Here is a 24,521-nt window from a genome sequence, read left to right on the forward strand (position 1 = left end):
TCGCGGTGACGGGGATGGCGTTCGAGGCGCGCATCGCGCGCGGTCACGGCGTCGAGGCCGTGTTCGCCGCGCGGGCCGACCGGCTCGAACGCGCGCTGGCCGATGCGACCGCGCGCGGTTGCGCGGGCATCGTCAGCTTCGGCACGGCGGGCGGGCTTGCGCCCGATCTGGCGCCGGGCGCGCTCGTGATCGCGAACGCGATCGACGGGCCGTTCGGTCGCGTGGAGACCGACGCGGGCTGGAGCACGCGGCTTGTCGCGTCGCTGCACGACACGCCGGTGTGGGCGCGCGTCACGCGCGGTACGATCGCGGCCGTCGGTGCGCCGGTCGTCAGCGAACAGGACAAGGCGTCGCTGCATCACACGAAGGGCGCGCTGGCCGTCGACATGGAGTCGCACATCGCGGCAGCCTTCGCGGCGGCGCGCGGCGTGCCGTTCGCGGTGTGCCGCGCGATCGTCGATCCGGCGTGGCGCACGCTGCCGCGCGCGGCGACGGCCGGCCTGCGCGACGACGGCAGCACGGCGATCCTGCCGATCCTGCGCGAACTGCTGAAGCAGCCGTCGCAACTCGGCCCGCTGCTGCAAGTCGCCAGCGACGCGCGCGCGGCGCGCACGACGCTGATCCAGGCGCGCCACGCGTTCGAACGGACGGGCGCGATGCGGATCGTCTGAACGGCATTCGCCGCCGCCCTCTCCCTGCTTTCCGGTTTGCCGTTTCGCGCGGACAAAAAAAGAGCGCTGCATCATGCAGCGCTCTTTGCTTTTGCGCAGCCGCCGTTGCGGCGTTACTGCGCGGCCGGACTGCTCGCCGGCACGGTCGGCATTGCCGGCGCGATCGGCGCGCCGTTGGCGGCCGGCGCTGTCGTCGCTCCGGCCGACGCGGCAGCCGGTGCAGCAGCCGACGCCCCGACCGGTGCCGCGGCCGGCGCACTCGCCGGCATCGCATTATCCGCACCCGGATCGTCGTACTGCGGCAACCCCGGCGCGGCCGGTGCGTTGTTCGGCGCCGCGCCCGATGCGCCGCCCGATTCGCCCGGATCCTCATAGTTCGGCAAGCCGCCCGGTATGGTCGGCGTAGCCGCCGGCACCGCACCGGCTTCACCCGGCTCCGCGTAGTTCGGCGCCGCGGCCGACGCCGACTGGCCGCGGTACGTCAGCGATTTGCGCTGCTGCAGATACGCGTCGCGCACGAACGAATACGGATCGAGCGCGGCCTGCTTCAACAGGTCGGTCGCCCCAAGCAGATCCGAACGCGCGCTGATGAACTGCGCGATGTACATCGGATTGCGCGCGGCCGGCTCGATGTAGTTCAGCAGGTTGAAGCGCACGTCCACCGCGCGGCCGACGCCGTCGCGGATCGTGCTCGGCCCGAACACCGGCAGCACGAGGTACGGGCCGGACGGCATGCCCCAGCGCGCCATCGTCAGCCCGAAATCCTGGTGATGCTTCGGCAGCCCGGCCGGCGTCGCGATGTCGATCAGGCCGGCGACGCCGAACAGCGAGTTCATCGCCACGCGCATCAGATCCTGCGTCGCATCGGTGATGCGCAACTGCAGCAGGTTGTTCGCCATGTTGCCGAGATCGCCGAGGTTCGAGAAGAAGTTGCTGATCGCGGTGCGCACCGGCGTCGGCGTGACCTTCTGGTAACCCTTCGCGATCGGCTGGGCGATGTTCGTGTCGACCGTGTCGTTGAACTTGTACATCGCCCGGTTCATCGGCTCGAGCGGATCGTTGGGATTGCGGTTCGGTCCCGTCGCGCAGCCGGTCAGCATCGCGCTGGCGGCGACGGTCGCCGCAATGATTCGCACCTTATTCATTGATTCCTTGCGATTGGTTCTTGGCGCGTTTGACGCGCGGTTTGCCCATCAGGACGGGCTGGAACACCACGGCGCCGATCAGCGTACAGGTCAGGGCCAGCGCGAGCAGCTTGCCCATGCTCGACGTGCCCGGATGGTGCGACAGCCACAGGCTGCCGAAGGCGGTCGCCGTCGTCGCGGCGCTGAACAGCACGGCGTGCGTGAGGCTCGAATGCAGCAGGCCCGTCTGCCCCGCGCGCCACGCCATCACGAAATACACCTTGAACGCGACGCCGACGCCGAGCATCAGCGGCAGCGCGATGATGTTCGCGAAGTTCAGCGACATGCCGAGCACGACGCACATCTCGAGCGTCACGATGCCCGACACGAGCAGCGGCACCAGCGTGCGCAGCACGTCGCCGAAGCGGCGCAGCGTGACCCACAGCAGGACCGTGATCGAGATGATCGACCACAGCGCCGCGTGCAGGAACGCGTTGATGATCGTGTCGGCCGAATGCAGGATCGAGATCGGCCCGCCGGTCGCGCCCGGTTCGGCGGCCTTCACGGCCTTGGCGAAACGACGCAGCATCGTGTCGTCGTTCGGATCGACGCCCTTCGGCACCTTCGGCGAGATCTGCACGAGCGCGTGGCCGTCCGGCGCGACCCAGTCGCGCACGACCTGCGGCGGCAGCGATTCGCGCGTGATGTCCTGCGGCTGCAGCAGCGCAGCGAGCTGATTGAGCGCGATGCGCAGCGTATCGGAGAACGCGCGTTCGGCACGGTCGCGCGTCGCGCTGTCGGCGGCGGCGAGCTTCGCGAGCGACGCGGACAGGTGCTGCGCGGCCGCGGCGCCCGGGCCCGGATGATCCTCGGCCGCATAGCCGAGCAGGTCGGACACGCGCTTGAGCGCGGCCACGCGTTGCGCGTCGGTCGCGGGCGGCGCGGCCGGCTGCGTCAGCGCGGGCAGCAGCTCGCTCGCGGCCGCGGCGATCGCCGCGCGCTTGGCCGGCTGGTCGGCCGGGATGAAGGTCGACAGCGTGGTCGTGCGGCCGACTTCGGGCAGCGCATCGAGGCGCTTCGCGGCCGCATCGGCTTGCGCGAGCGACGGCGCGAGCAGCGTGACGTCGTTGACCGCGGCTTCCGGCGAATCCTTCAGCGCGAGCAGCGTCGCCATCGATTCGCTGTTCGGATCCTTCAGGTGCAGCGGGTTGAAGTCGAAATGCAGGAACGCGAGCAGCGGCAGCGCGCCGATCACGACCGCGAGCGTGCCGATCAGGATCGGCTTGCGATGGCGATCGAGGTAATCGTCGACCGGCGCGAGCCACGGGAAGCCAGGCGTCTTCGATTCGCCCGGCGGCGCGAACAGGCGCAGCAGCGCGGGCAGCAGCGTGAGCGTGGTCAGCAGCGCGACGAACATCCCGACGCCCGCGATCAGGCCGAGCTCGGACACGCCGCGATACGCGGTGGGGATGAACGAAAAGAAGCTCGCCGCGACGGCCGCGGTGGCCAGCGCGAGCGGCATGCCCATCGAGTGCGCGGCGCCGATCAACGCGTGATCGATGCGCTCGTCGCGAAAGCGTTCCTCGCGGTACTTCACGCCGTACTGGATCGAGAAATCGACGCCGAGGCCGACGAACAGCACCATGAACGCGACCGAGATCATGTTCAGCGAGCCGACCATCGCGAGGCCGAGCGCGGCGGTCACGACCAGGCCGACGAACAGCGTGACGAGCACCGAGCCGATCATCCGCTTCGAGCGCAGCGCCAGCCACAGGATGACGAGCACGGCGAGCAGCGTGAGCACGCCGTTGAGCGCGGCGCCGTCTTCGACCGACGCGAATTCGTCGTCGGCGAGCGGCTGTTCGCCGGTCAGGCGCACGGCCGCGCCGTAGCGCTTGTCGAGGTCGAGCGCCCGGGCCGCGTCGCGGATCACCTGGCTCGTCGCCGCGCCGGCCTTCAGCGCGCCGTAGTTGACCACCGGCTGCACGGTGACGAACGCGCGCGCGGGCTGCCGCGCGGCATCGTTGTCGACCAGCGCGCGCCACGAGAACGCGGCCGGCTTGCCGGCCAGCACGTCGTCGACCGTCGCCGCGCTGCGCGCGAGCAGCTTCGCCATCGCGGGCAGCTTCACCTGGCCGGTCAGGAGCGGCTGGCCGAGCGTGGTCGACAGCGTGGTGGCGAGCCCGGTGAGGCTCGGGTTCTTCGCGAGCTCGTTGACGAGCGGGCGCGCGCTCGCGAGCTGCTCGGTCGTATCGGAGACTTCCTGCGGCGACAGGAACAGCAGCCCGTTGTGCTCGAAGAACGGCCCGCCGCCCGGTTCGGCGACCGGGCCGATGCGGCCGGCGGCGGCGTCCTTCTGCAGCGCTTCGGTCAGCGCGTGCGCGGCGGCAGTCGCGAATTCGGGTGCGGGCGCCTCGACGACCGCGAGGATCGTGCCGTTGCGTTGCGGGAACGCCTTGTCGACGGCCTGGCCGAGCGCGGCCCATTGAGGCTCCGCGTCGACGAGCTTGCTGATGTCGGTGTTGATCTTGAAATGCTGCGCGACATAGACGCCGCTGAAGGCGGCGATCGCGAGCGACAGGACGACGACCCAGACGGGGCGGCGCACCGACCACGCAACGAGTCGGACGATGAGAGATGTCACCATGTGGCGGTGGGGAGCGGCTGGCTAGGGCAAAGTAGCCAAGTATACCGGCGCGGCGCGGCGACGGTCGTGACGTTGCGGAGAATCGGGGCGGGAAGGATATTTGCTACCGGCGTGGCAATCGGATCGGCCGGTTCATTTGTATGGGGATATTGACATAATCGCCGCGGCGATGCGTCGACACGCCGCCGCGCCCTTTGCCCCTGTGACAAACGGCGCTGAAAGGTAACAGTCGGTCACCGCGCGGCAACGGGACGTCGAGCCCGGTATACTTTGCTCCACCGGCCAATGCAAAGAGTCGGCCGTTTTTTCCCATCGAGTGCGAAATTTGTATGAAACGTCATCTGTTTGCTTTCGTCGCGGCGGCCGCCGTGTCGGTTTCCGCTTTCGCGCAGAGCGCGCCGGTCGATATCGTCCGCACGGCGGTCGAGGGCACCGTCAATGCGATGAAGGCCGATCCGGCCGCGCGCGGCGGTGACATGGCGAAGATCACGCAGGTCGTGGAGCAGCGCTTCCTGCCCGTGACCAACTTCGAGCGCACGACCCGCATCGCGGTCGGCGACGCGTGGAAGCAGGCCACGCCGCAACAGCAGCAGGAGCTGTACAAGCAGTTCCGGTTGCTGATGACGCGCACCTATGCCGCGTCGCTCGCGCAGCTCGGCAACCAGGACGCGAAGTTCTCGTTCAAGCCGGGCGGCGCGTCGGGCGCCGATGCGCTCGTGCAGTCGACGGTCACGACGCCGGGCGACAGCCAGTCGGTCGGCTATCGTCTCGGCAAGGTCGGCAACGACTGGAAGATCTACGACATCGACATGTCGGGCGCGTGGCTGATCCAGGTCTACCAGGGCCAGTTCAGGAGCCAGCTCGCGACGGGCGGGATCGACGGGTTGATCGCGTATCTGCAGAAGCACAATTCGCGGACGAACTGACGGCGTTGCAAGGCCGCGGTCCGGATGCACGAAGGGCGCCCTCGGGCGTCCTTTTTTCATGGCGGCGCGTGGACTGCGTCCGGGTTCGCGCCTACCGCCGCCGATGCTCGACCGCGAACTTGATCAGCTCGGCCTGCCCTTCGATTTCCAGCTTGCGTTTCAGGTTGAGCCGATGCGTCTCGACCGTGCGCACCGACAGCCCCGTCTGTTGCGCGATCTGCTTGCTCGACAGCCCTTCGGCCAGCGCGTCGAGGATGTCGCGTTCGCGCGGCGTCAACCGGTCCAGCGGCGATGCCATCGCGCTGGCCTGGATCATCCGCGCGGCCAGCCCTTCGCTGAAGAACGTCTGCCCGGCCAGCACCGCGCCGATCGCGCGGACGATCTCGCTCGCGGGCGAATCCTTCAGCAGGTAGCCGCTCGCGCCGGCGCGCACCGCCTGCGTCACGTACTCGATGTTGTCGTGCATCGACAGCATCAGCACGCGGATGCCCGGAAAACGCTCGTGGAACACGCCCGCGAGCGTGATGCCGTTCATTCCGTTCATGCCGACGTCCATCAGCGCGAGATCGGGTTCGAGCGAGGCGGCCAGCGCGAGCGCCTCGTCCGCGTTGCCGGCCTCGCCGACCACCGACAGGTCGGCCGCTTCGAGCCGCATCCGCAAGCCGTCGCGCACGAGCGGGTGATCGTCGACGAGCAGCAGTCGGGCAGCGGGCCGGGCGGTATCGGGGGCGCTCATGGGCAAGTCTCCGGTTATAGCGTGCGCGGGCTCAGACGGCCGCGCGCCGCAGCGGCACGCGCGCGGCCACGACGGTATGGCCGACCTGCGACGTGATCGTCAGCGTGCCGTCGAGCGCGTCGAGGCGCTCGCGCATGTTGCGCAGGCCGATGCCGCGGCGGGCGTCGGCCTGCGAGCGTTCGGCGTCGAAGCCGCAGCCGTTGTCGGCGATGGTCAGCGTGACGGATTGCGCGCCGACGTCGAGCGTGACGGCCGCGCGCGACGCCCGCGCATGATGCACGATGTTGCTCAGCGCTTCCTGTGCGATCCGGAACAGCGCGGTATTGACGGCTTCGGGCAGCGGCCGCGTGCCGCTGTGCGCGACCTGCGTGTAGCCGATGTCGATGCCGCTTTCGGCGCCCAGCTCGCGCACGAGTTGCTCGAGCGCGGCCGCGAGGCCGAGATCGTCGAGCATCGACGGCCGCAGCGCATGCGAGATGCGCCGGACTTCGCGCAGCGTGTCGCCGAGCCGCCCGACGCCCGACGCGAGCGCCTGTTCGGCTTCGGGCACGCGCGACGTGCCGCGCTCGAAGCGCGCGAGCGCGGATTCGAGCATCAGCTTCGCGGACACCATCATCTGGCTGATCCCGTCGTGCAGTTCGCGCGACAGCCGCGCGCGCTCCTGCTCTTGCGATTCGACGACGCGCTGCGCGAGCAGCTTGAGCTTCGCATCGGCGCTGCGCGACTCGCTGACGTTCAGCACCAGCGCGCACACGGCGATCGCCGCCGCGCCGGTGAGCGCGATCGCGGTGAGCCAGCTCATCGTGCGCTCGATGTTCGCGGACGCGCGCGCGTCGATGCGCTGCAGCGCGGTGTCGACGTCGTCGAGATAGATGCCGGTGCCGACCATCCAGCCCCAGCGCTCGAGCGCGACGACGTAGCCGAGCTTCGGCGCGACGCGGCCCGTCGACGGCCGCTGCCATGCGTAGCGCACGTAGCCGCCGCCCTGCGACGCCGCGCCGATCAGCTTCTGGATCGTCAGCGCGCCCTGCGGGTCGCGCATCGACCAGAAGTTGTGGCCGACGCGCTCGGGCTCGCGCGGATGCATCAGCGAATTGCCGTGCAGGTCGTAGACGAAGAAATAGCCGTCGGGCCCGAAATCCATCTTCTGCAGCATCGCGAGCGCCTGGGTGCGCAGCAGCGTGTCGTCGCGCGCATTGCGGCCGCTCGCGTCGTAGAGCGGCATGATCGCGCTCGTCGCGAGCTCGACGTAGTGTTTCAGCTCGACTTCCTTGCTCGACAGGTACGCGGCCTGGATCGTCGCGTGCTGCGTGCGCGCGAGCGACGTCGCCTGCTGGCGCACACCGAAGCCGATGCCGGCGATCGCGAGCAGGAACGGCACGATGGCCAGAAGGAAGATCTTTGCCTTGAGTCTCATGGTGGTGCGAAGCGGCGGCGAACCGGTGCGGCCGGCCAGGTGCGGCCGGCCAGATGCGGCCGGCGACGCGCATCGGCCGCGCGGCGGCGTATCGAGCCGATATTGTCGGTGATTTCGCATGCGGACGGCGGCGGCCCGGCGGCCGCCCGCTGCCGCCCGCTGCCGCCCGTATGCTTAGGCCCGCCGCGATTCGAGGTCGTCGGCCGGCGCGGCCGTCTGCACGACGATGCGGTTGCGCCCGCCTTCCTTCGCCCGATACAGCGCATCGTCGGCCCGTTTCAGCGCGGCCTGGATGTTGTCGTCGTGTTCGGGATAGCTGGTCGTCACGCCGATGCTCACCGTCAGGCGGCCGACCGTGCCGGCGTCGTGCCGGATGCCGAGATCGAGGATGCCCGTGCGGATCGTTTCGGCGATCGTCACCGCGCCGTCCGCGTCGATGTCCGGCAGCACCACGACGAATTCCTCGCCACCGTAGCGCGCCGCATAGTCGGCCGGGCGGCGCAGGCAGCCGGCGATGCAGTGGCCGACCGCGGCGAGCGCGTCGTCGCCGGCCTGGTGGCCCTGCGTGTCGTTGTAGTGCTTGAAGTAATCGACGTCGATGAACAGCAGCGACAGCGCATGTTGCGAGCGCGCGGCGCGGCGCCATTCGCGCGCGAGCGTGACGTCGAGCATCCGGCGGTTGTCGAGGCCCGTCAGGCCGTCGGTGCGCGCGAGCGCCTGCAGCTCGGTTTCCGCGCGATGGCGCTTGCGCAGCTGCACGTCGAGCAGCAGCGACAAGCCGACGAAGCCGATCGCGAGCACGACCATCGCGGAGCCGATCGGGATCGCGCGGTCGTACCACGCGGCGTAGGTGTCCGCTTCCGAGCGCGCGACCATGACGATGAGCGGCAGGCCGTCGAGGTGCCGGAACACGTACAGGCGCCGCACGCCGTCGATCGATGCGGTGTCGGCGAAGCTGCCTTCGCTGGCGGTCATGAATTGGCGGAACGTGCTCGCGCGGCTGATGTCGCGGCCGACGATCTTGGGGTCGTACGGCTCGCGCGCGACCATCCTGCCGTCCGTGTTGATCAGCGCGACCGAGCCGCGATCGCCGAGCGACAGCCGCGAGAACAGGTTCTGGAAATATTCGAGCCGGATCGACATCACGGCGACGCCGCCGAACGACCCGTCGGGCCGCGTGATCCGCCGGCTGAGCGCGATGCTCGGCGAGCCGCCGCGCAGCCGCGAATGATACGGATCGCTGACGTACAGGCCGACGTCCGGGTGGTCGCGGTGCACGGTGAAGTACGGCTCGTTGCCGAAGTTGGCCTTGCGCGGCACGTCGCTCTTGCCGTCGACCGCGATGTCGCCCTTCGGGTCGAGCACGTAGATGCCGCCGAGGTACTTGGCCGTCGTCGCGCGGTCGAACAGCACCTGGCGGCGCAACGGCATCGGCAGCCGGGCGACCTCGGGGTCGTTCTCGCCTTCGACGACCGCCTGCAGCGACAGCGAATAGATCTCGATGTTGCGTTCGATGTCCCACGACGCCATCAGCGCGAGGTTCTGCTGCATGCTGCGCGAGCGGTCGCGCGCGTCGATGCGGCCTTCGTACAGCACGATCCCGCACAGGAGTAGCAGGACCAGCGCGATCAGCAGCCCCGTATAGAAGATCAGGTGCGGCAGGAGGAACCGGCGCAGATGAGCGGCGACACGGCTCGTCAGGCCGGATTCGCTGGGCATTGCGTAGTCGGTTTCTGCCATGGTCCGTGGATCGGGGGCATCGTCGCCGGGCGGCGGGCCGATGCGATTGTTCGTATGACTACCGGCGGCGACCCGGTGCGCAGCCCTTCCCGTGCCTGCCCTTCGTTCAGCGGAGAAAACCGGCACCGATTATCGACCATCGCGGCCGGATAAACCCTATATTCATAGGTAATATCTGCTGCAATTCGACGGTCTGACGAATCGCGCAAGGCGAATTCCACGGAGTATAACGCGCGTGTTTGCGTGCGCGGAAAATGTTGCGAGCCGTTGATCGGGATCAAGTTATGGCGTAATCCCGGGCTTGCCAATATCGGCCGGATCGTTGTGACGCAAGGCTTTGCGGTGCGGCGGGAAAGCGCGCGCGGCATGCGGCGGCGGATTCCCGCGGATTAACGGCGGGCGGCGTCGCACGCAAAAGCGCGCGATATGTGCCGATTATCGGTTTCAACGGTCGGGTGAACGCGAATATGAAAACGGGCAGCCGTGAGGGCTGCCCGTTTCGCAAGGCCGGTGTACGACCGGCACCCGGCATGCGGGACGAGGCCCGCATGCCCAGATTCATGCGCCGTGCTGTTGCGCCTTGAACGCGAGCCGGAACCGATGCAGCAGCGGCTCGGTATAGCCGCTCGGCTGCGACGTGCCTTGCAGCGCGAGCGCGCACGCGGCCTTGAACGCGGTCGACCGGTCGTAGTCGGGCGCCATCGGACGATAGTTCGGGTCGCCGGCGTTCTGCTGGTCGACGACGCGCGCCATCCGCTTGAACACGTCGAGCACGAACGCCTCGGTGATCACGCCATGGCGCAGCCAGTTCGCGATGTGCTGGCTGGAAATGCGCAGCGTCGCGCGATCTTCCATCAGGCCGACGTCGTGGATGTCCGGCACCTTCGAGCAGCCGACGCCCTGTTCGACCCAGCGCACGACGTAGCCGAGAATGCCCTGCGCGTTGTTCTCGACTTCGCTCAGGATCTCGGCCTCGCTCCACGCGGCGCGCTCGACGACCGGCACGGTCAGCAGCCCTTCGAGCAGCGCGTCGCGCTCGCTCGCGTACGGCGTCTTCTCGAGTTCCTGCTGGACGGCCTGCACGTCGACGAGGTGGTAGTGCAGCGCGTGCAGCGTCGCGGCGGTCGGCGACGGCACCCACGCGGTGTTCGCGCCGGCGCGCGGATGCGCGATCTTCTGTTCCAGCATCGCCTGCATCAGGTCCGGCATCGCCCACATGCCCTTGCCGATCTGCGCGCGGCCGCGCAGGCCGGCCGACAGGCCCGCGAGCACGTTGTTGCGCTCGTACGACTGGATCCACGCGGACGATTTCATGTCGCCCTTGCGGATCATCGGGCCCGCTTCCATCGCGGTGTGCATCTCGTCGCCGGTGCGGTCGAGGAAGCCGGTGTTGATGAACGCGACGCGCGCGGCGGCCGCGGCGATACACGCGGCGAGGTTCACGCTGGTGCGGCGCTCCTCGTCCATGATGCCCATCTTCAGCGTGTTGCGCGGCAGGTTGTACAGATCCTCGATGCGCGCGAACAGCGTATCGGCGAACGCGACTTCGACCGGGCCGTGCATCTTCGGCTTCACGATGTAGATCGAGCCCGTGCGCGAATTGCGCTTTGCCTTCAGGTCGTGCAGCGCGCACAGCGTCGTGACGACGCCGTCGAGAATCCCTTCCGGAATCTCGTTGCCGTCGCGGTCGAGCACCGCGCCGTTGGTCATCAGGTGGCCGACGTTGCGCACGAACAGCAGCGAGCGGCCGTGCAGCGACAGCGTGCCGCCGGCCGGCGTCGTGTAGTCGCGGTCGGCGTTGAGACGGCGCGTGATGGTCTTGCCGCCCTTTGCGACTTCCTCGACCAGCGTGCCCTGCATCAGACCGAGCCAGTTGCGGTAGAGCTGGACCTTGTCGTCGGCGTCGACCGCGGCGACCGAATCCTCGCAGTCGATGATCGTGCTGACCGCGGCTTCGAGCACGACGTCCTTCACGTTCGCGAGATCGGCGCGGCCGATCGGCGTCGATGCGTCGATCAGGATCTCGAGGTGCAGGCCGTTGTGCTTGAGCAGGATCGCGGACGGCGCGTCGGCCGCGCCCTGGTAACCGACGAACTGCGCCGGCTGCGCGAGGTGCACGACGCCTTTCGCGGTTTCGACCGCGAGCTGGCCGTCCTGCACGCGGTAGCGCAGCGCGTCGCGGTGCGAGCCGCTCGCGAGCGGCGCCGCGTTGTCGAGCACGTTGCGCGCGTAGTCGATCACGCGCTGGCCGCGCGTCGGGTTGTAGGCCGCGGTGCGTTCGGCGCCGCCGTCTTCCGGCAGCGCGTCGGTGCCGTACAGCGCGTCGTACAGGCTGCCCCAGCGCGCGTTCGCGGCGTTCAGCGCATAGCGCGCGTTCGACAGCGGTACGACGAGCTGCGGGCCGGCCTGCGTGGCGATCTCGCTGTCGACGTTCGCGGTGGCTGCCGCGACGTTCGACGGGACCGGCACGAGGTAGCCGATTTGTTCGAGGAACGCGCGATACGCGGCATGGTCGCGTACCGGGCCGGGGTGCGCGCGATGCCACGCGTCGAGTTCCTGCTGCAGGCGGTCGCGTTCGGCGAGCAGTTCGCGGTTGCGCGGCGCGAGGTCGTGCACCAGCGCCGAGAAACCGCTCCAGAACGCGGCCTTGTCGATGCCGGTGCCCGGCAGCGCTTCGTTTTCAATGAACTGGCTCAGCGCTGGCGCGACTTGCAGTCCTGCTTGGTCGATCATCGTGATTCCTCCCGGGGAATGAGAAACGCGCGCGTTGGCTGTAGGGCCTGTTCACGCTAATAACGGGCTTGCGCTGGCCCCCAGAAGGGCCGAGCGCAAGGATTGCGACGAAGCGAATACTCGACGTATTCGCGAGGAGCATGACGCGGCGATCGGCCCTTCTGGGGGCCAGCCCCACGAACGATTTTCTCCAAACAGGGGAACGTGCCTTTCCGCCCGCATGGCGGCGTCGTTCGTCGTTGCAATAGCTACGGCTATTGCGCCTCCTCTCTTCTTGCCCTGCGGGCGGAAAGGCACGTTCGCAAGCCCGTTATTAGCGTGAACAGGCCCTAGGCCACGACGCTTTGTGTACCGGCGCGGGCGATCTGCGCGTCCTGTTCGGACTTTACGCCAGACACACCGATCGCGCCTGCGATCCGGCCGCCGACCGTGACCGGCACGCCGCCTTCGAGCAACCCCGACAGCGGCGCGCTCAGGAATGCGGTGCGGCCACCGTTGATCATATCCTCATACGCCTTCGTCTCGCGACGGCCGAGCGCCGCCGCGCGCGCCTTGTCCTGCGCGATGGCGCTGCTGGCCGGCGATGCGCCGTCCAGCCGCGCGAACGCGAGCAGGTGGCCGCCGTCGTCGACGACCGCGATCGACACGGCCCAGCCGTGGCGTTCCGCTTCCGCGCGGGCGGCGGCGAGCATGCGCTCGGCGTCGGCCAGTTCGAGTTCGGGTTTCGTTTGCATGGCTTTCCTCCGGAAGCGGCGGTCGGTTGACCAGCCGGTTGTCGACGAGCTCGATCCAGTGACGCACGGGTGTGCGGCCCGCGTCGTGCAGATGAGTCTGGCAGCCAACGTCGACGGTGACAATCGATTCCGGCTGCGCGTGTGCGAGCGCGCCGACGCGCCGCGCCTTCTCCGCCATAGACGGGGTCGGAGCGCAACAGGTCGCCGTATTCCTTCACGAACGCGCCGCGGCCGCTTGCGGTCGGCACGATCGCTTCCGCGCCGGCTTCGACCGCGGGCCACCACGCGTCGACGTTGCGGCTCGAACGAGGGGCGTGAGCGGACGAGGCTTGGCCCGCCCGGTAACCGCTAGAATTGCGGTTTTAGCCCGGAACACGTCCATGTCTTTTGCCTCGCTCGGCCTGATCGAGCCGTTGCTGCGTAATCTGCAGGGCCTCAATTACCAGACACCCACGCCGGTGCAGGCCAAGGCGATTCCCGTCGTGCTCGGCGGCAAGGACGTCATGGCCGCCGCCCAGACGGGCACCGGCAAGACGGCCGGCTTTGCGCTGCCGCTGTTGCAACGGCTGGTGCAACACGGCCCGGCGGTATCCAGCAACCGTGCGCGCGTGCTGGTGCTGGTGCCCACGCGCGAACTGGCCGAACAGGTGCTGCAAAGCTTCGTCGAGTACGGCAAGGGCCTCGATCTGCGATTCCTGGCCGCCTACGGCGGGGTGAGCATCAATCCTCAGATGATGAAGCTGCGCAAGGGCGTCGACGTGCTCGTCGCGACGCCGGGCCGCCTGCTCGACCTCAATCGCCAGAACGCCGTGCAGTTCGATCAGGTCCAGACGCTGGTGCTGGATGAAGCCGACCGCATGCTCGATCTCGGCTTCGCGCGCGAACTCGACGCGGTCTTTGCCGCGTTGCCCGCCAAGCGCCAGACGCTGCTGTTCTCGGCCACGTTCTCCGACGAAATCCGCACGATGGCGGCCGGCATTCTGCGCAGCCCGGTGGATATCAGCGTCAGCCCGCCCAACGCGACGGCCAGCAAGATCAAGCAGTGGGTCGTGCCGGTCGACAAGCGGAACAAGCCCGACCTCTTCATGCACCTCGTGGCCCAAAACAAGTGGGAGCACGCGCTGGTGTTCGTCAAGACCCGCAATGGCGTCGATTATCTGGCGGTCATGCTGGAGAAAGCCGGCTATGCGGTCGACACGATCCACGGCGACAAGCCGCAACCGGCGCGTCTGCGTGCGCTGGAGCGCTTCAAGACGGGTGAAGTGCAGATGCTGGTCGCCACCGACGTGGCGGCGCGCGGGCTGGATATCGACGATCTGCCGCTGGTGATCAACGTCGATCTGCCGATCGTCGCGCAAGACTACGTGCACCGTATCGGCCGCACCGGCCGCGCGGGCGCGAGCGGGGTGGCCGTATCGCTCGTGTGCGCCGATGAAGCGCCGCAACTGGCCGCGATCGAAGCGCTGATCCGGCAGACGCTGCGCCGGGAAGAAGAGCCGGGTTTCGAAGCCGAACACCGCGTGCCGGAAACCAGCGCGACGGGTCAGATCATCAAGAAACCCAAAAAGCCGAAGAAGCCCAAGGTGCCGCAAGCTGCACCGGTCGCCAGGCAGGCGCCGGGCAAGAAGCCGCCTACGCAAGGTGGCGAAGGCAAGCGCAAGCCCGGGGCGCAGCACGCGGTGGCCAATGGTGCCGGTCAAGGCCCGGACTACACCATCGGTAGCCCGTTCAGCGTGCAGAAGCCGCGCGGCAAACCGGCTGGCAAGCCGGCGACGGGGAAGGCGTCCGGCAAATCCGCTGGTGGTCGCGGCAAACCTGGCAAACCGTCCAGGTAGCTTGAATCCTTCCCTTTCAAGGTGCCCGATACGGTTGAACCGTTCGACGCAGTGAACGAATATGGGTGGTTCGGAACGGGACTGCCGGTTTTCTCGTCGACGACCTGAAGCCGCCCGCGATAAGGGGCTTCGCGGCGTGACCGATGATGTGCGATGACTGAAGTGAGAGATGGAATGACGACGACATTCGACGAGGCGACAACGGCGGCGATCGCCGCGTTTGCCCAACTGGATTTCTACACGGCCGTGCAAGCGATGCGCGCCGAAGCCGATTACGACCACGAACGAGACCAGTGGATCTCGCGCTATATCGACGAGCACGGCGGCGGCGTGGACGATGCGGAATACGACGCTCTGCACGCGCGGGCGCAGGCCACCCCGGAATACGCGGCGTTCATCGATGGGGTTCGGCGGGAAATTCGGGAGTACTTCGGCGTGACCGACGATCAACTGGACTGGATGATCGTGCTGCGCGACGACGACAGCGACGCGCTGTGGGCGGAAGTCAACCGGCAGCGGAACGCGCTGGGCACCGGGGAAGTGCGCGGGGATCTCTGACCCGGGCCTGTCATTCGCCGGTACGTTGGGTGCGCCATGTGAATGTCAACCCCACCCAGGTACCGGCCTCTCGCCTATCAATCAGTCTTCTCGCGCAAGGCGTAGCAAGACGTCGGCGAGGGCCCGAATTTTCGGTTGTGCCGCACGTTGGGGCGGATAGACGAGGAAGTAGGAAAGGCCGTCTTCAACCACCTCCTCGAACGGTGTCACCAGCGATCCGGCGCCGAGCCGGTCTCGCGCCATTCGCGGGTCGCCGATTGCAATGCCGTGGCCTTCCGTCGATGCCGCGAGCGTCAATTCGAGGGTATCGAATACGAGCCCGCGTCCCGCGTCGATCTGGCGTGCTCCGACGTGATCGAGCCAGCATTTCCATTCCGCGTGGCTCGGCCCCGGATGGAGCAAATCGACCTGCGCAAGGTCGGCAACGGATCGCAGCGATGTCGCCAGTGCGGGCGCGCACATCGGCGTGAGCGTCTCGGGAAATAGCGGTACCGCTTCCATACCGGTCCACTGCCCCGTGCCGCGCACGATGATGGCGTCGACGTCGGACGTCGTGAAATCCGGCGTATCGTCCGCGGAGGTCGAAATACGCAGCTCCGTGCCGCTCGTCGCGCGATGAATGTCCGGCAGTCGCGGGAGCAACCAGCGAATGGCGAACGTGGACGGCAACTTCAACGTGAGCACCGAGGTCGCCCGTGCATGGACGTCCGCGTGCTGGACCAATTGCGTGAGCACGTTGACCGCGACCGTCAGCAGTGCATTTCCTTCTGGCGTCAACGTCAGGCCCGATACATGGCGCACAAAGAGCGCGCATCGATAATGCGTCTCCAGTTGCTGTATCTGGCGGCTCACTGCACCTTGCGTCCGGCATAGATGATCCGCGGCCTTGCTGACGCTGCCGAGCTGCGCCGCCGCGACGAACGACTGAATCGCCGCCAACGGCGGGAGCGGCCGCGTCAGGTCGGCCAGCGGATATGCATGCGCCGCATACCCGGGTTGCAAATTTTTCGATTGTTCGGTCATCGGTGCGTCGCTATCGTGCGTCTGCCGGGTGCCCCGTTCTTATGGATGAACGGGGCGTCAACGAATGATCGGAGGATAATTTTGGACTCAACGTCGGAATCACGCTATACGCAACAGGTTCGCGCTTACCTTCGGGAACTGGAGCGAGGCGATGTCGGTGCGATCTGCGCGCTATTCACGCCGGACGCGCGGATTTTCTCGCCATTTCTCGGCTGGATGCATCCCGAGCCCTTCTTTGCGAAGGTCGCTGCCGCGTCGGGAGAAAGCAGGATTACGCCGATCGACATCTGCGTCAGCACGAGCGGGGCTCGACGTGCGACAGGTTACTTCATCTACGACTGGGGCCTGAAAGACGGTTCGGTGGCGCGCTTCGAGTGCGTCGACGTGTTCGAGTTCGACATCGCGGGGCTGATCGAACGGATGATCATCGTCTACGACACCCATCCGATTCGCAGTACGGTCGGCGACAAGTATGCGTAGTTGAATCGATGTCGAGCAAAGTCGCGCCCTGACGTCCACGCGCGTTGAAGCCTGGACGGCGGACCGGGTTCGCCGAGCGAGCCCCGCCCGAATCCGCAACGAAAAAAGCCCGCCGAAGCGGGCAACCTCACGATGCGGAGGGGGAGATTCGAAAGCGCGAGCGGCGCGCGTTCAGCCTTTCGTCGCGCCGAACGTGAGCCCCGCGACGAAGTGCTTCTGCATCGCGAAGAACATCGCGACCGACGGCAGCGCGGCGAGAATCGACCCGGCGGAAACGAGATTCCACGACGTCGTCCATTGCCCCTTCAACGCCGCGACACCCGCGGTGATCGGCGCGGCCTCGTCGCCTTGCGTCAGGCACAGCGCCCAGAAGTAATCGTTCCACACGAACGTGAACACGAGAATCGCGAGCGCGGCCAGCGCCGGCCGGATCAGCGGCAGCACGATTCGCCAGAACACCGTCCATTCGCCCGCGCCTTCGATGCGCGCCGCCTCGATCAGCTCGAACGGCAACTGCTTGATGAAGTTGCGCAGGAACAGCGTGCAGAACCCCGTCTGAAACGCGACGTGAAACAGGATCAGCGCTTCGACGGTATTGAATACGCCGAGCCGCAGCGACAGGTCGCGCACCGGAATCATCAGCACCTGCACGGGCACGAAGTTGCCGGCGACGAACGTGCCGAACAGCGCGGTATTGCCGCGAAACCGGTAGGTCGCGAGCGCGAAGCCGGCCATCGACGCGAGCGCGATCGAGCCGATGACCGACGGCACCGTGATCTGCACGCTGTTCCAGAAGTAATGCAGCATCGGCGACGTGGTCAGCGCATCGCGATAGTTCTCGATCATCGAGAAATGCCGCGGCCAGCCCCAGTAATGGCCTTCGACGAGTTCCTCGGTCGAGCGCACCGACGTGACGAACACCGCGATCATCGGCAGCAGCCAGATCACGAGCGCGACCGGCAGCGACAGCTTGTACAGCCGGCGCGATACCGGCTTCCAGTGGGCAACGGGTGTCGGAAACATGATGAGTGAACTCCCGGAAGTCACTGCTCGTTGCGCAGCATGCGGCGCAACTGGAACACGATGTAGACGAGCATGATCGCGAACAGCACGACCGCGATCGACGCGGAATAGCCGAGCCGGTAGTACTTGATCGCCTGGTCGTACATGTAATACGCGAGCACGGTCGAGCTCTCGAACGGGCCGCCGCCCGTCATCACCGAGATCAGGTCGAAGCTGCGCAGCGCGCCGATCACCGTAACGACGATCGCCATGAACGTGGTCGGCCGCAGTTGCGGCAGCACGACGTGCCACAGCAGCGCGAAGCCGCGCGCGCCTTCCATGCGCGCGGCCTCGATCTGTTCCGGGTTGACCGACGTGAGGCCGGTCAGGTACAGGATCATGCAGTACGCCGTCTGCGGCCACAGCGCGGCGAACACGATGCCGAAGGTCGCGTAGCGCGCGTCGCCGAGCACCGGAATGCCGTGCCCGGCGATGAGCGCGAGCAGCCCGAAGGTCGGATCGTAGAACCACGAGAAGATCAGCCCGACGACCACGCCCGACAGCACGAACGGCGCGAAGAACAGCGACTTCACGAGCCGGATGCCGCCGACCGCCTGGTTCAGGTACAGCGCGAGCGCGAGGCCGAGCGGCGGCGCGAGCATGAACAGCACGAGCCAGATCACGTTGTTGCGCAGCGCCGTGTAGAACGTGGGCGCATGCAGCAGCTCCGCGTAGTTCGCGAGGCCGACGAAAGTGCGCTCGGTCATCCCGTCCCAGTTGTACAGGCTCAGCCACAGCGTCGACAGGATCGGCCAGACCACATAGACGGCCACCATCGCGCAGGCCGGCGCGAGAAAGAGCCACGCGGCGCGCCGTTGCCGCCGCACGGCGGGCGACGGGCGGCGCGCGGGCAACGCGTTGGCGGACGAGCCGCGCGGCGGCGGCGCGGTGCCGGCGGGCGGGGGGGACGTGATCGGACTGGACACGGCAAGCCTCCTGAACGGACACGGCGGCGCGCGGCCGCCGGTGGGGTCACGCGGTTACTTCTTGTAGATCCGCTTGCGGGTCTGTTCGAGCTGCGCGAGCACCGTATCGAGCTGCGCGGGGTTCGCGAGGAACTGCTGCATGCCCTTCATCCCTTCGTCGGCCATTTCCTTCGTCATGTCGCGGTCGTAGAACTGCGCGACGCCGCCCTTCGTGTCGGCGAGGATCCGGAAGCCGATCCGCGAGATCGGATCGGCCGGCTCGGGCGACTTGCTGTTGGCCGACAGCGAGCCGAGCCCTTCGGCGAGCTTCGCGCCCATCTCGGGCGTTTCGACGAACGCGAGGAACGTGTGCGCGTCGGCCTTGTTCTTCGCCTTGGTCGGGATGTGCAGCGATTCGACCGGGCCGTCCTCGGCGGTCGGCACCTTCGGATCGATGATCGGGAAGCGGTAGTAGCCCATGTCCGGTTTCACGTTCGGCGGGAAGCCGGCTGCGATGAAGGTGCCCATCAGCATCATCGCGGCCTTGCCCTGGAACAGGAACGGCTGCGCGCCGTCGAGATCGTAGGACAGCGCGTTGTCGATGAAGTAGCCCGAATCGATCAGCGATTTCCACGTCGTGTAGACCTTCTTCACGCGCGGGTCGGTGTACGGCACGTCGCCGGCCATCAGCTGCTGGTGGAATGCGTTGCCGTTCAGGCGCAGGTCGAGATAGTCGAACCAGCCGGCGAGCGTCCACGCGTCGCGGCCGCCGATCGCGATCGGCGTGATGCCGGCCGCCTTCAGCTTCTTGCACGCGTCGAGAAACTGGTCCCAGGTCTTCGGCTCGTCGGCGATGCCGACCTTGCGGAACAGGTCCTTGCGGTAGAAGAGGCCCCACGAGTAGTAGACGGTCGGCGCCGCGTACTGCTTGCCGTTGTACGACGAGGCGCTGCGCGTCGACGCGTACATCGCGTCCCAGCCGTTCTTCGCCCAGTCGCCGCTCAGGTCCTCGAACAGCCCGCGCTTCGCGTAGTACGCCATCCGCTCGCCCGCGTGCCAGTTCACGACGTCCGGCGCGACGGTCGTGAGCCACGCGGGGAGCTGCACCTTGTACGCTTCCTCGTCGACGAAGGTCGGCTTCACGTCGATGTCGGGATGGGCCTTGTGGAACGCTTCGATCGTCGACTGCCATACGGCGCGCTGGCTCGCGCCCTTGAACGCGATGTTGATCGTCAGCGTGCCGGCATCGGCGGGCGTCGTAGCGCCGAACGATGCACACGCGATGGCGGCGGCGGTCGCGAGGCGGGCAGCGACGCGAAGGGGGCGATGGGTCATGAGTGTCTCCAGTCCTGTGTGTCGTTGTTTGTGCGTGACCGGCGCGTGGCGGCGCCGGGGCGGTTGCTACGAACGGCTTCGATACACGGCCACGCCTTGCGGCTCGACCTGCGCGGCGCCAACCACGAACGCGGACGGCGGCACCGCGTCGACCGTGTGCGGTGCGCTGGCGTAGTTGAACACGTAAGTCAGGCCGCCGCGCCGGCTCACGCGCACGGCATCGCCGAGCGGCGTCGGGGCCAGGCCGGCTTCGGCCGCGATATCGGCGAACAGTCGCGCGGTGGTCGCGTCGTCGAACAGCGCGGCCCAGTAATGCAGCGCGCCGTGCGATACGCAGGCCGGGTGACCGTCGGCGAAGCGTGCGCGCACGACGCTGCTTGCGTCGTCGTTGAGCTCCACCAGGTCGCGCCAGTGACGCGCTTCGCCCGCGAGCGGTGAACCGTCGCGCAGCGTGCCGTCGATTCGCTCCGTCACGTTCGGGCGCAGCGATTCGACGCGCCACACGCGTACCGGCAGGATCGACGCGAGCGGGCCGGGCGGCAGCGCAGGCGGAATCTGCAGGTCGGCCGTCTTCGAGCCGGTGCGCGGGCCGAATACCACGTGCGCGCCCGATGCGGCGAGCCGCGACGCGAAATCGTCCGGCACGATCGGCAGCGGCGGCACGACGACGAGCCGGTAGCCGTCGAGCTGTGCATGTGCGGAAACGATGTCGACGTCGAGGCCGAGCGAACGCAGCGCCGAGTAGTACTCGAACGCGAAGCGCGGGTAGTGGAAATCGGCGCCTTGCGGCTGTACTTCGAACAGCCACTTCGCTTCGTAGTCGAACACCAGCGCGACGGGCGCGCGTACCGAGCCGTTCGCGTCGGCATCCGCGTCGGCATCGAGCACGGCGGCGATTTCCTGCGCGACGCGCTGCGCTTCGCGGCCGCCTTCGTCGAGCTGGTTGTCGGGTGTGTTCAGGCCCGCGTGCATCTGTTCCTGCGCGAACGGCGCCTGCCGCCAGCGGAAGTACGACACGCAGCCGGCGCCGTGCGCGAATGCTTCCCAGCTCCACAGCCGCACCATGCCCGGCAGCGGCGCGGGGTTCCAGTGCGCCCAGTTCACGGGGCCCGGCTGCTGCTCCATCACCCAGAACGGCAGCTTCGACATGCCGCGATACAGGTCGTGATTGAACGACGCGAAATCCGGATGGCCGGTGCGCAGCCAGCGCGCCTTCACGTCGGGCGCGAACCACAGCTCCTCGAGCGCGCCGAGCGGGTAGCTGTCCCACGTCGCCAGGTCGAGGTCGCGCGCGACTTCGTAATGATCGAACTCGGTGAACAACTGCATGAAGTTGTGCGCGACCGGCCGGCCCGGCGAGTGCGCGCGGATCACGTCGACCTGCATCCGGTGATAACGCGCGAGCTCGTCGGACGCGAAGCGCCGGTAGTCGAGCCGATGCGACGGATGGGCTTCGGTCACGGTGCCCACCGGCGCGTCGACTTCGTCGAAATGGCGATACTCCATGCTCCAGAACACCGTGCCCCACGCGCGGTTCAGCGCGTCGATCGTGCCGTAGCGCGCTTTCAGCCATTCGCGGAAGCGCACGAGCGCGGCCGGCGAGTAGCTGACGACGGTCTGATGGCAGCCCAGCTCGTTGTCGGTCTGCCAGTAGCGCACGGCCGGATGGCGGCCGTAGCGTTCGGCGACCGCCGTGCAGATCTGGCGCGACGCTTCGAGATAGGTCGGCGACGAGAAGTCGTAATGGCGGCGCGAGCCGAACTTGCGCGGCAGGCCGTCGGCGCCGATCGCGAGGATGTCGGGATGGCGGTCGACCAGCCATTTCGGCGGCGTGGCGGTCGGCGTGCACATCACGATCTCGAGGCCGGCCGCGCCGAGCACGTCGACCGCGCGGTCGAGCCAGCCCCAGTCGTATTCGCCCGGCGACGGCTCGATGCGGCTCCATGCGAATTCGGCGATCCGCACTTGGTCGATGCCGAGCGCTTTCATCCGGCGGGCGTCGTCGGCCCACATCGATTCCGGCCAGTGTTCCGGGTAGTAACAGACTCCGAGGCGCATGCCCGATCCTTATGCGTAGTGGTGGACGGGAAGGTCGGCGCGCGCGGGCACCGCGCGGCCGTCTTCGGTGAACAGGTGACAGGCCGCGGCCGGCGCGTGCACGTGCACGCGTTCGCCGGTGCGGACCTGCGCGTCGCCGGGCACTTTCGCGATCAGCGGCGTGCCGCCGGGCTGGTCGAGGTGCACATAGGTCTGCTCGCCGAGGCGTTCGACGAGCGCGACGTCGCGCGCGAGCGTCGTCGCGTCGGGCGCGGCGCCGAGCATCAGGTGTTCGGGGCGGATGCCGAGCGTCACGGCGGCGCCGGCGGAGAGCGCCGAGCCGTCGCGCGGCAGCACGAAGGTTTCGCCGGACGGCACGAGCGTGACGGTCGTGCGCCGCGCGTCGCACGCGGTCACGACGGCCGGCAGGAAGTTCATCCGCGGCGAGCCGATGAAGCCCGCGACGAAGCGGCTCGCCGGATGGTGGTAGAGGTCGAGCGGCGCGCCGACCTGCGCGATGCTGCCGTGCTGCGCGGTATCCGCGCCGGCGTGCAGCAGCACGATCTTGTCGGCCAGCGTCATCGCCTCGGTCTGGTCGTGCGTCACGTAGACGACGCTCGCGCGTTCGAACTGCCGGTGCAGCTTCGCGATTTCGACGCGGGTCTGGCCGCGCAAGGCCGCGTCGAGGTTCGACAGCGGTTCGTCGAACAGGAACACGCCGGGCTCGCGCACGATCGCGCGGCCGATCGCGACGCGCTGCCGCTGGCCGCCCGACAGCGCCTTCGGCTTGCGCTCGAGCAGCGTGTCGAGCTGCAGGATGCGCGCGGCGTCGCGCACCTTCCGGTCGATCTCGGCCTTCGGTACGCGCGCGAGCTTCAGCCCGAACGCCATGTTCTCGTACACCGTCATGTGCGGAAACAGCGCGTAGCTCTGGAACACCATCGCGACGCCGCGCTCGGCGGCCGGCACGTCGTCCACGCGGCGGCCGTCGATCGACAGCTCGCCCGCGCTCAGATCCTCGAGCCCGGCGATCATGCGCAGCAGCGTCGATTTCCCGCACCCGGACGGCCCGAGAAACACGCAGAACTCGTGCGCGCCGATCTCCAGATCGACGTCGCGAATGACCGGCGCGTGCTCGCCGTAGGCTTTCTGCACGCGCCGCATCGAGATGCTCGCCATTGTCTCCGCTCCATGTTCTAATGCGCCGCACTACTTGATTAAGCGCTTAATCATCGCGATCAAAAAAGAGGCGACGTGATCGCGGCCGAGTCGCGCCCGTCGGTCGGGCGGCAAGGTGTGCGGCGATAGTGCGCCGCTTCGGTAAGCGAAGCAAATACTGGATCGACGTCTCATATAGTGAGCACACGATGGCAACTCTGGATGAAGTGGCGCGCCGCGCCGGTGTGACGGCCGCGACGGTGTCGAACGTGCTGCGCGGCCGCGGCCGGGTGGGCGACGCGACGCGCGCGCGGGTGCTCGAAGCGGTCGACGCGCTCGGCTATCGGCCGCATCTCGCCGCGCGGGCGCTGGCGGAAGGGCGTGCGCCGACGGTTGCGCTGATGGTATCGAGCATCGCGAACCCGTTCTATCCGGAGTTCGCGCTGGCGGTCGAGCGCGCGGTGCGCCGCAACGGGCAGTTCCTGGTCGTCTGCAATACCAACGAAGATCCGTTGCAGGGGCGCGCGTATCTCGACCAGATCGCCGGCACGATCTCCGAAGGGATTCTCGTGACCAATGCGAACCTGCACCTGCCGGATCTGGTCGACGTCGCGCGGCGCGGCGTGCCGGTGGTGCTGTGTCTGTGGGAGCGGCCCGAGGCGCCGCCCGACGGGCTGCCGTGCGTGGCGATCGATTTCCGCGAGGCGGGACGGATCGCGACGCGGCATCTGCTCGAACTCGGCCATCGCGAGATCGGCGTGATCGTCGGCGGGTCGGCAAACGGCGTGCAGGCCGCGCGCTACGACGGCTGCGTCGACGTGATGCGCGAAGCCGGGCTGGACGCGTCGCGCGTCGGCGCCGGGCACGATTCGATCGAGGGCGGCGTGCGCGCGGCCGGGCAATTGCTCGATGCGCATCCCGAACTGACCGCGCTCGTCGCGACCAACGACCTGCCGGCGATCGGCGCGATGCATGCGGCGGCCGATCGCGGCAGGCGCGTGCCCGACGATCTGTCGATCGTCGGCATCACCGACATCCATCTCGCCCGCGACACGCGGCCCACGCTGACGACCGTCGCGATCCCGACCGCCGAGGCGGCCGGCATCGCGGTCGAATTGCTCAATACGCTGCGCGAGGCCGGCGGGCAGGGCGACGACGCGTCGCGCGTGCGGGTCGCGTCGCTGCCGACGCTGACGGTGCGTGGCACGACCGGGCCGGTGCACGGCCGCGCAACGCACCAGGCCGTGCATACGCCCGGTTCGTAAGGCCGCGAACGGGCCATGTGGCGGCGCGAGGTTCATTGGTAGAATCCGCATCCGTGGACAGCCGCCGGCAGCAGCGATCCAAACCGCCAGCGGCTGTGCCCGACGGCCGACCCGCGCCACTTCGGCGCTCGACCC

19 protein-coding genes and 1 pseudogene are annotated in these 24,521 nt (G+C 68.0%); 6 read left to right on the top strand and 14 right to left on the bottom strand.

The features are described 5' to 3' along the window. The first annotated feature begins 14 nt into the window (after positions 1 to 14). Positions 15 to 671 carry a phosphorylase gene (locus tag HWX14_RS21220; RefSeq protein WP_244130305.1) on the top strand — a complete coding sequence of 219 codons (657 nt, stop codon included), beginning with the start codon at positions 15 to 17 and terminating at the stop codon, positions 669 to 671. 113 nt (positions 672 to 784) lie between these two features. On the opposite strand, the gene HWX14_RS21225 is transcribed toward HWX14_RS21220, so the two are convergent. Both HWX14_RS21225 and HWX14_RS21230 read right to left on the bottom strand, forming a co-directional pair. Continuing rightward, on the bottom strand, positions 785 to 1,816 hold the full coding sequence (locus tag HWX14_RS21225; RefSeq protein WP_175884338.1) for a VacJ family lipoprotein: 1,032 nt from the start codon (positions 1,814 to 1,816) through the stop codon (positions 785 to 787). After that, positions 1,809 to 4,442, bottom strand: a complete 2,634-nt coding sequence (locus tag HWX14_RS21230; RefSeq protein WP_175884339.1) for an MMPL family transporter — start codon at positions 4,440 to 4,442, stop codon at positions 1,809 to 1,811. The genes HWX14_RS21225 and HWX14_RS21230 overlap by 8 nt, the downstream gene beginning before the upstream one ends. 329 nt (positions 4,443 to 4,771) lie before the next feature. On the opposite strand from HWX14_RS21230, the gene HWX14_RS21235 reads away from it, so the two are divergent. Beyond that, positions 4,772 to 5,368, top strand: coding sequence for an ABC transporter substrate-binding protein (locus HWX14_RS21235; RefSeq protein ID WP_175884340.1), 597 nt, complete (start codon positions 4,772 to 4,774; stop codon positions 5,366 to 5,368). Positions 5,369 to 5,459: 91 nt separating this feature from the next. On the opposite strand, the gene HWX14_RS21240 is transcribed toward HWX14_RS21235, so the two are convergent. From HWX14_RS21240 to HWX14_RS36565, 6 genes and pseudogenes are all read right to left on the bottom strand, one after another. Further along, complete coding sequence (locus HWX14_RS21240; protein ID WP_175884341.1) at positions 5,460 to 6,104, bottom strand: response regulator transcription factor; 645 nt, start codon at positions 6,102 to 6,104, stop codon at positions 5,460 to 5,462. A gap of 31 nt (positions 6,105 to 6,135) precedes the next feature. Beyond that, on the bottom strand, positions 6,136 to 7,521 hold the full coding sequence (locus HWX14_RS21245; RefSeq protein WP_175884342.1) for a cache domain-containing protein: 1,386 nt from the start codon (positions 7,519 to 7,521) through the stop codon (positions 6,136 to 6,138). A 174-nt stretch (positions 7,522 to 7,695) separates the two neighbouring features. Continuing rightward, positions 7,696 to 9,261: a sensor domain-containing diguanylate cyclase gene (locus HWX14_RS21250; RefSeq protein WP_175884343.1), complete on the bottom strand. Its 1,566-nt coding sequence runs from the start codon at positions 9,259 to 9,261 to the stop codon at positions 7,696 to 7,698. A gap of 558 nt (positions 9,262 to 9,819) precedes the next feature. Then, positions 9,820 to 11,994 carry a malate synthase G gene (locus HWX14_RS21255; RefSeq protein WP_175884344.1) on the bottom strand — a complete coding sequence of 725 codons (2,175 nt, stop codon included), beginning with the start codon at positions 11,992 to 11,994 and terminating at the stop codon, positions 9,820 to 9,822. 329 nt (positions 11,995 to 12,323) lie between these two features. Further along, entirely contained in the window at positions 12,324 to 12,728 is a 405-nt protein-coding gene (locus HWX14_RS21260; RefSeq protein ID WP_175884345.1) for a heme-binding protein, read from the bottom strand. Positions 12,729 to 12,756: 28 nt separating this feature from the next. Then, positions 12,757 to 13,036, bottom strand: a pseudogene (locus HWX14_RS36565) (hypothetical protein); the annotation flags it as partial. 72 nt (positions 13,037 to 13,108) lie between these two features. On the opposite strand from HWX14_RS36565, the gene HWX14_RS21265 reads away from it, so the two are divergent. Beyond that, entirely contained in the window at positions 13,109 to 14,563 is a 1,455-nt protein-coding gene (locus HWX14_RS21265; RefSeq protein WP_175884346.1) for a DEAD/DEAH box helicase, read from the top strand. A 174-nt stretch (positions 14,564 to 14,737) separates the two neighbouring features. Further along, positions 14,738 to 15,121: an ATP-dependent protease gene (locus HWX14_RS21270; protein WP_175884347.1), complete on the top strand. Its 384-nt coding sequence runs from the start codon at positions 14,738 to 14,740 to the stop codon at positions 15,119 to 15,121. Positions 15,122 to 15,202: 81 nt separating this feature from the next. On the opposite strand, the gene HWX14_RS21275 is transcribed toward HWX14_RS21270, so the two are convergent. Next, positions 15,203 to 16,144 carry a LysR substrate-binding domain-containing protein gene (locus tag HWX14_RS21275; RefSeq protein ID WP_175884348.1) on the bottom strand — a complete coding sequence of 314 codons (942 nt, stop codon included), beginning with the start codon at positions 16,142 to 16,144 and terminating at the stop codon, positions 15,203 to 15,205. Positions 16,145 to 16,225: 81 nt separating this feature from the next. Here HWX14_RS21275 and HWX14_RS21280 point away from each other — a divergent pair, with 81 nt between their 5' ends. After that, positions 16,226 to 16,624: a nuclear transport factor 2 family protein gene (locus HWX14_RS21280; RefSeq protein ID WP_175884349.1), complete on the top strand. Its 399-nt coding sequence runs from the start codon at positions 16,226 to 16,228 to the stop codon at positions 16,622 to 16,624. A 171-nt stretch (positions 16,625 to 16,795) separates the two neighbouring features. On the opposite strand, the gene HWX14_RS21285 is transcribed toward HWX14_RS21280, so the two are convergent. The 5 genes from HWX14_RS21285 to ugpC form a co-directional block, all read right to left on the bottom strand. Beyond that, positions 16,796 to 17,647: a carbohydrate ABC transporter permease gene (locus tag HWX14_RS21285; protein WP_175884350.1), complete on the bottom strand. Its 852-nt coding sequence runs from the start codon at positions 17,645 to 17,647 to the stop codon at positions 16,796 to 16,798. A 20-nt stretch (positions 17,648 to 17,667) separates the two neighbouring features. Next, on the bottom strand, positions 17,668 to 18,612 hold the full coding sequence (locus HWX14_RS21290) for a sugar ABC transporter permease (protein WP_175884351.1): 945 nt from the start codon (positions 18,610 to 18,612) through the stop codon (positions 17,668 to 17,670). A 54-nt stretch (positions 18,613 to 18,666) separates the two neighbouring features. Continuing rightward, positions 18,667 to 19,926 (bottom strand): extracellular solute-binding protein, encoded by a 1,260-nt coding sequence (locus HWX14_RS21295; RefSeq protein WP_175884352.1) that lies wholly within the window; start codon positions 19,924 to 19,926, stop codon positions 18,667 to 18,669. Positions 19,927 to 19,992: 66 nt separating this feature from the next. Next, positions 19,993 to 21,984 (bottom strand): beta-galactosidase, encoded by a 1,992-nt coding sequence (locus tag HWX14_RS21300; protein ID WP_175884353.1) that lies wholly within the window; start codon positions 21,982 to 21,984, stop codon positions 19,993 to 19,995. 9 nt (positions 21,985 to 21,993) lie between these two features. Continuing rightward, positions 21,994 to 23,142, bottom strand: coding sequence for a sn-glycerol-3-phosphate ABC transporter ATP-binding protein UgpC (gene ugpC / locus HWX14_RS21305; RefSeq protein ID WP_175884354.1), 1,149 nt, complete (start codon positions 23,140 to 23,142; stop codon positions 21,994 to 21,996). Between the two features lie 188 nt (positions 23,143 to 23,330). Here ugpC and HWX14_RS21310 point away from each other — a divergent pair, with 188 nt between their 5' ends. Continuing rightward, positions 23,331 to 24,386, top strand: coding sequence for a LacI family DNA-binding transcriptional regulator (locus HWX14_RS21310; RefSeq protein WP_175884355.1), 1,056 nt, complete (start codon positions 23,331 to 23,333; stop codon positions 24,384 to 24,386). Positions 24,387 to 24,521: the final 135 nt, after the last annotated feature.

This window comes from Burkholderia sp. BCC0044 (assembly GCF_902832955.1).
Classification (GTDB): domain Bacteria; phylum Pseudomonadota; class Gammaproteobacteria; order Burkholderiales; family Burkholderiaceae; genus Burkholderia.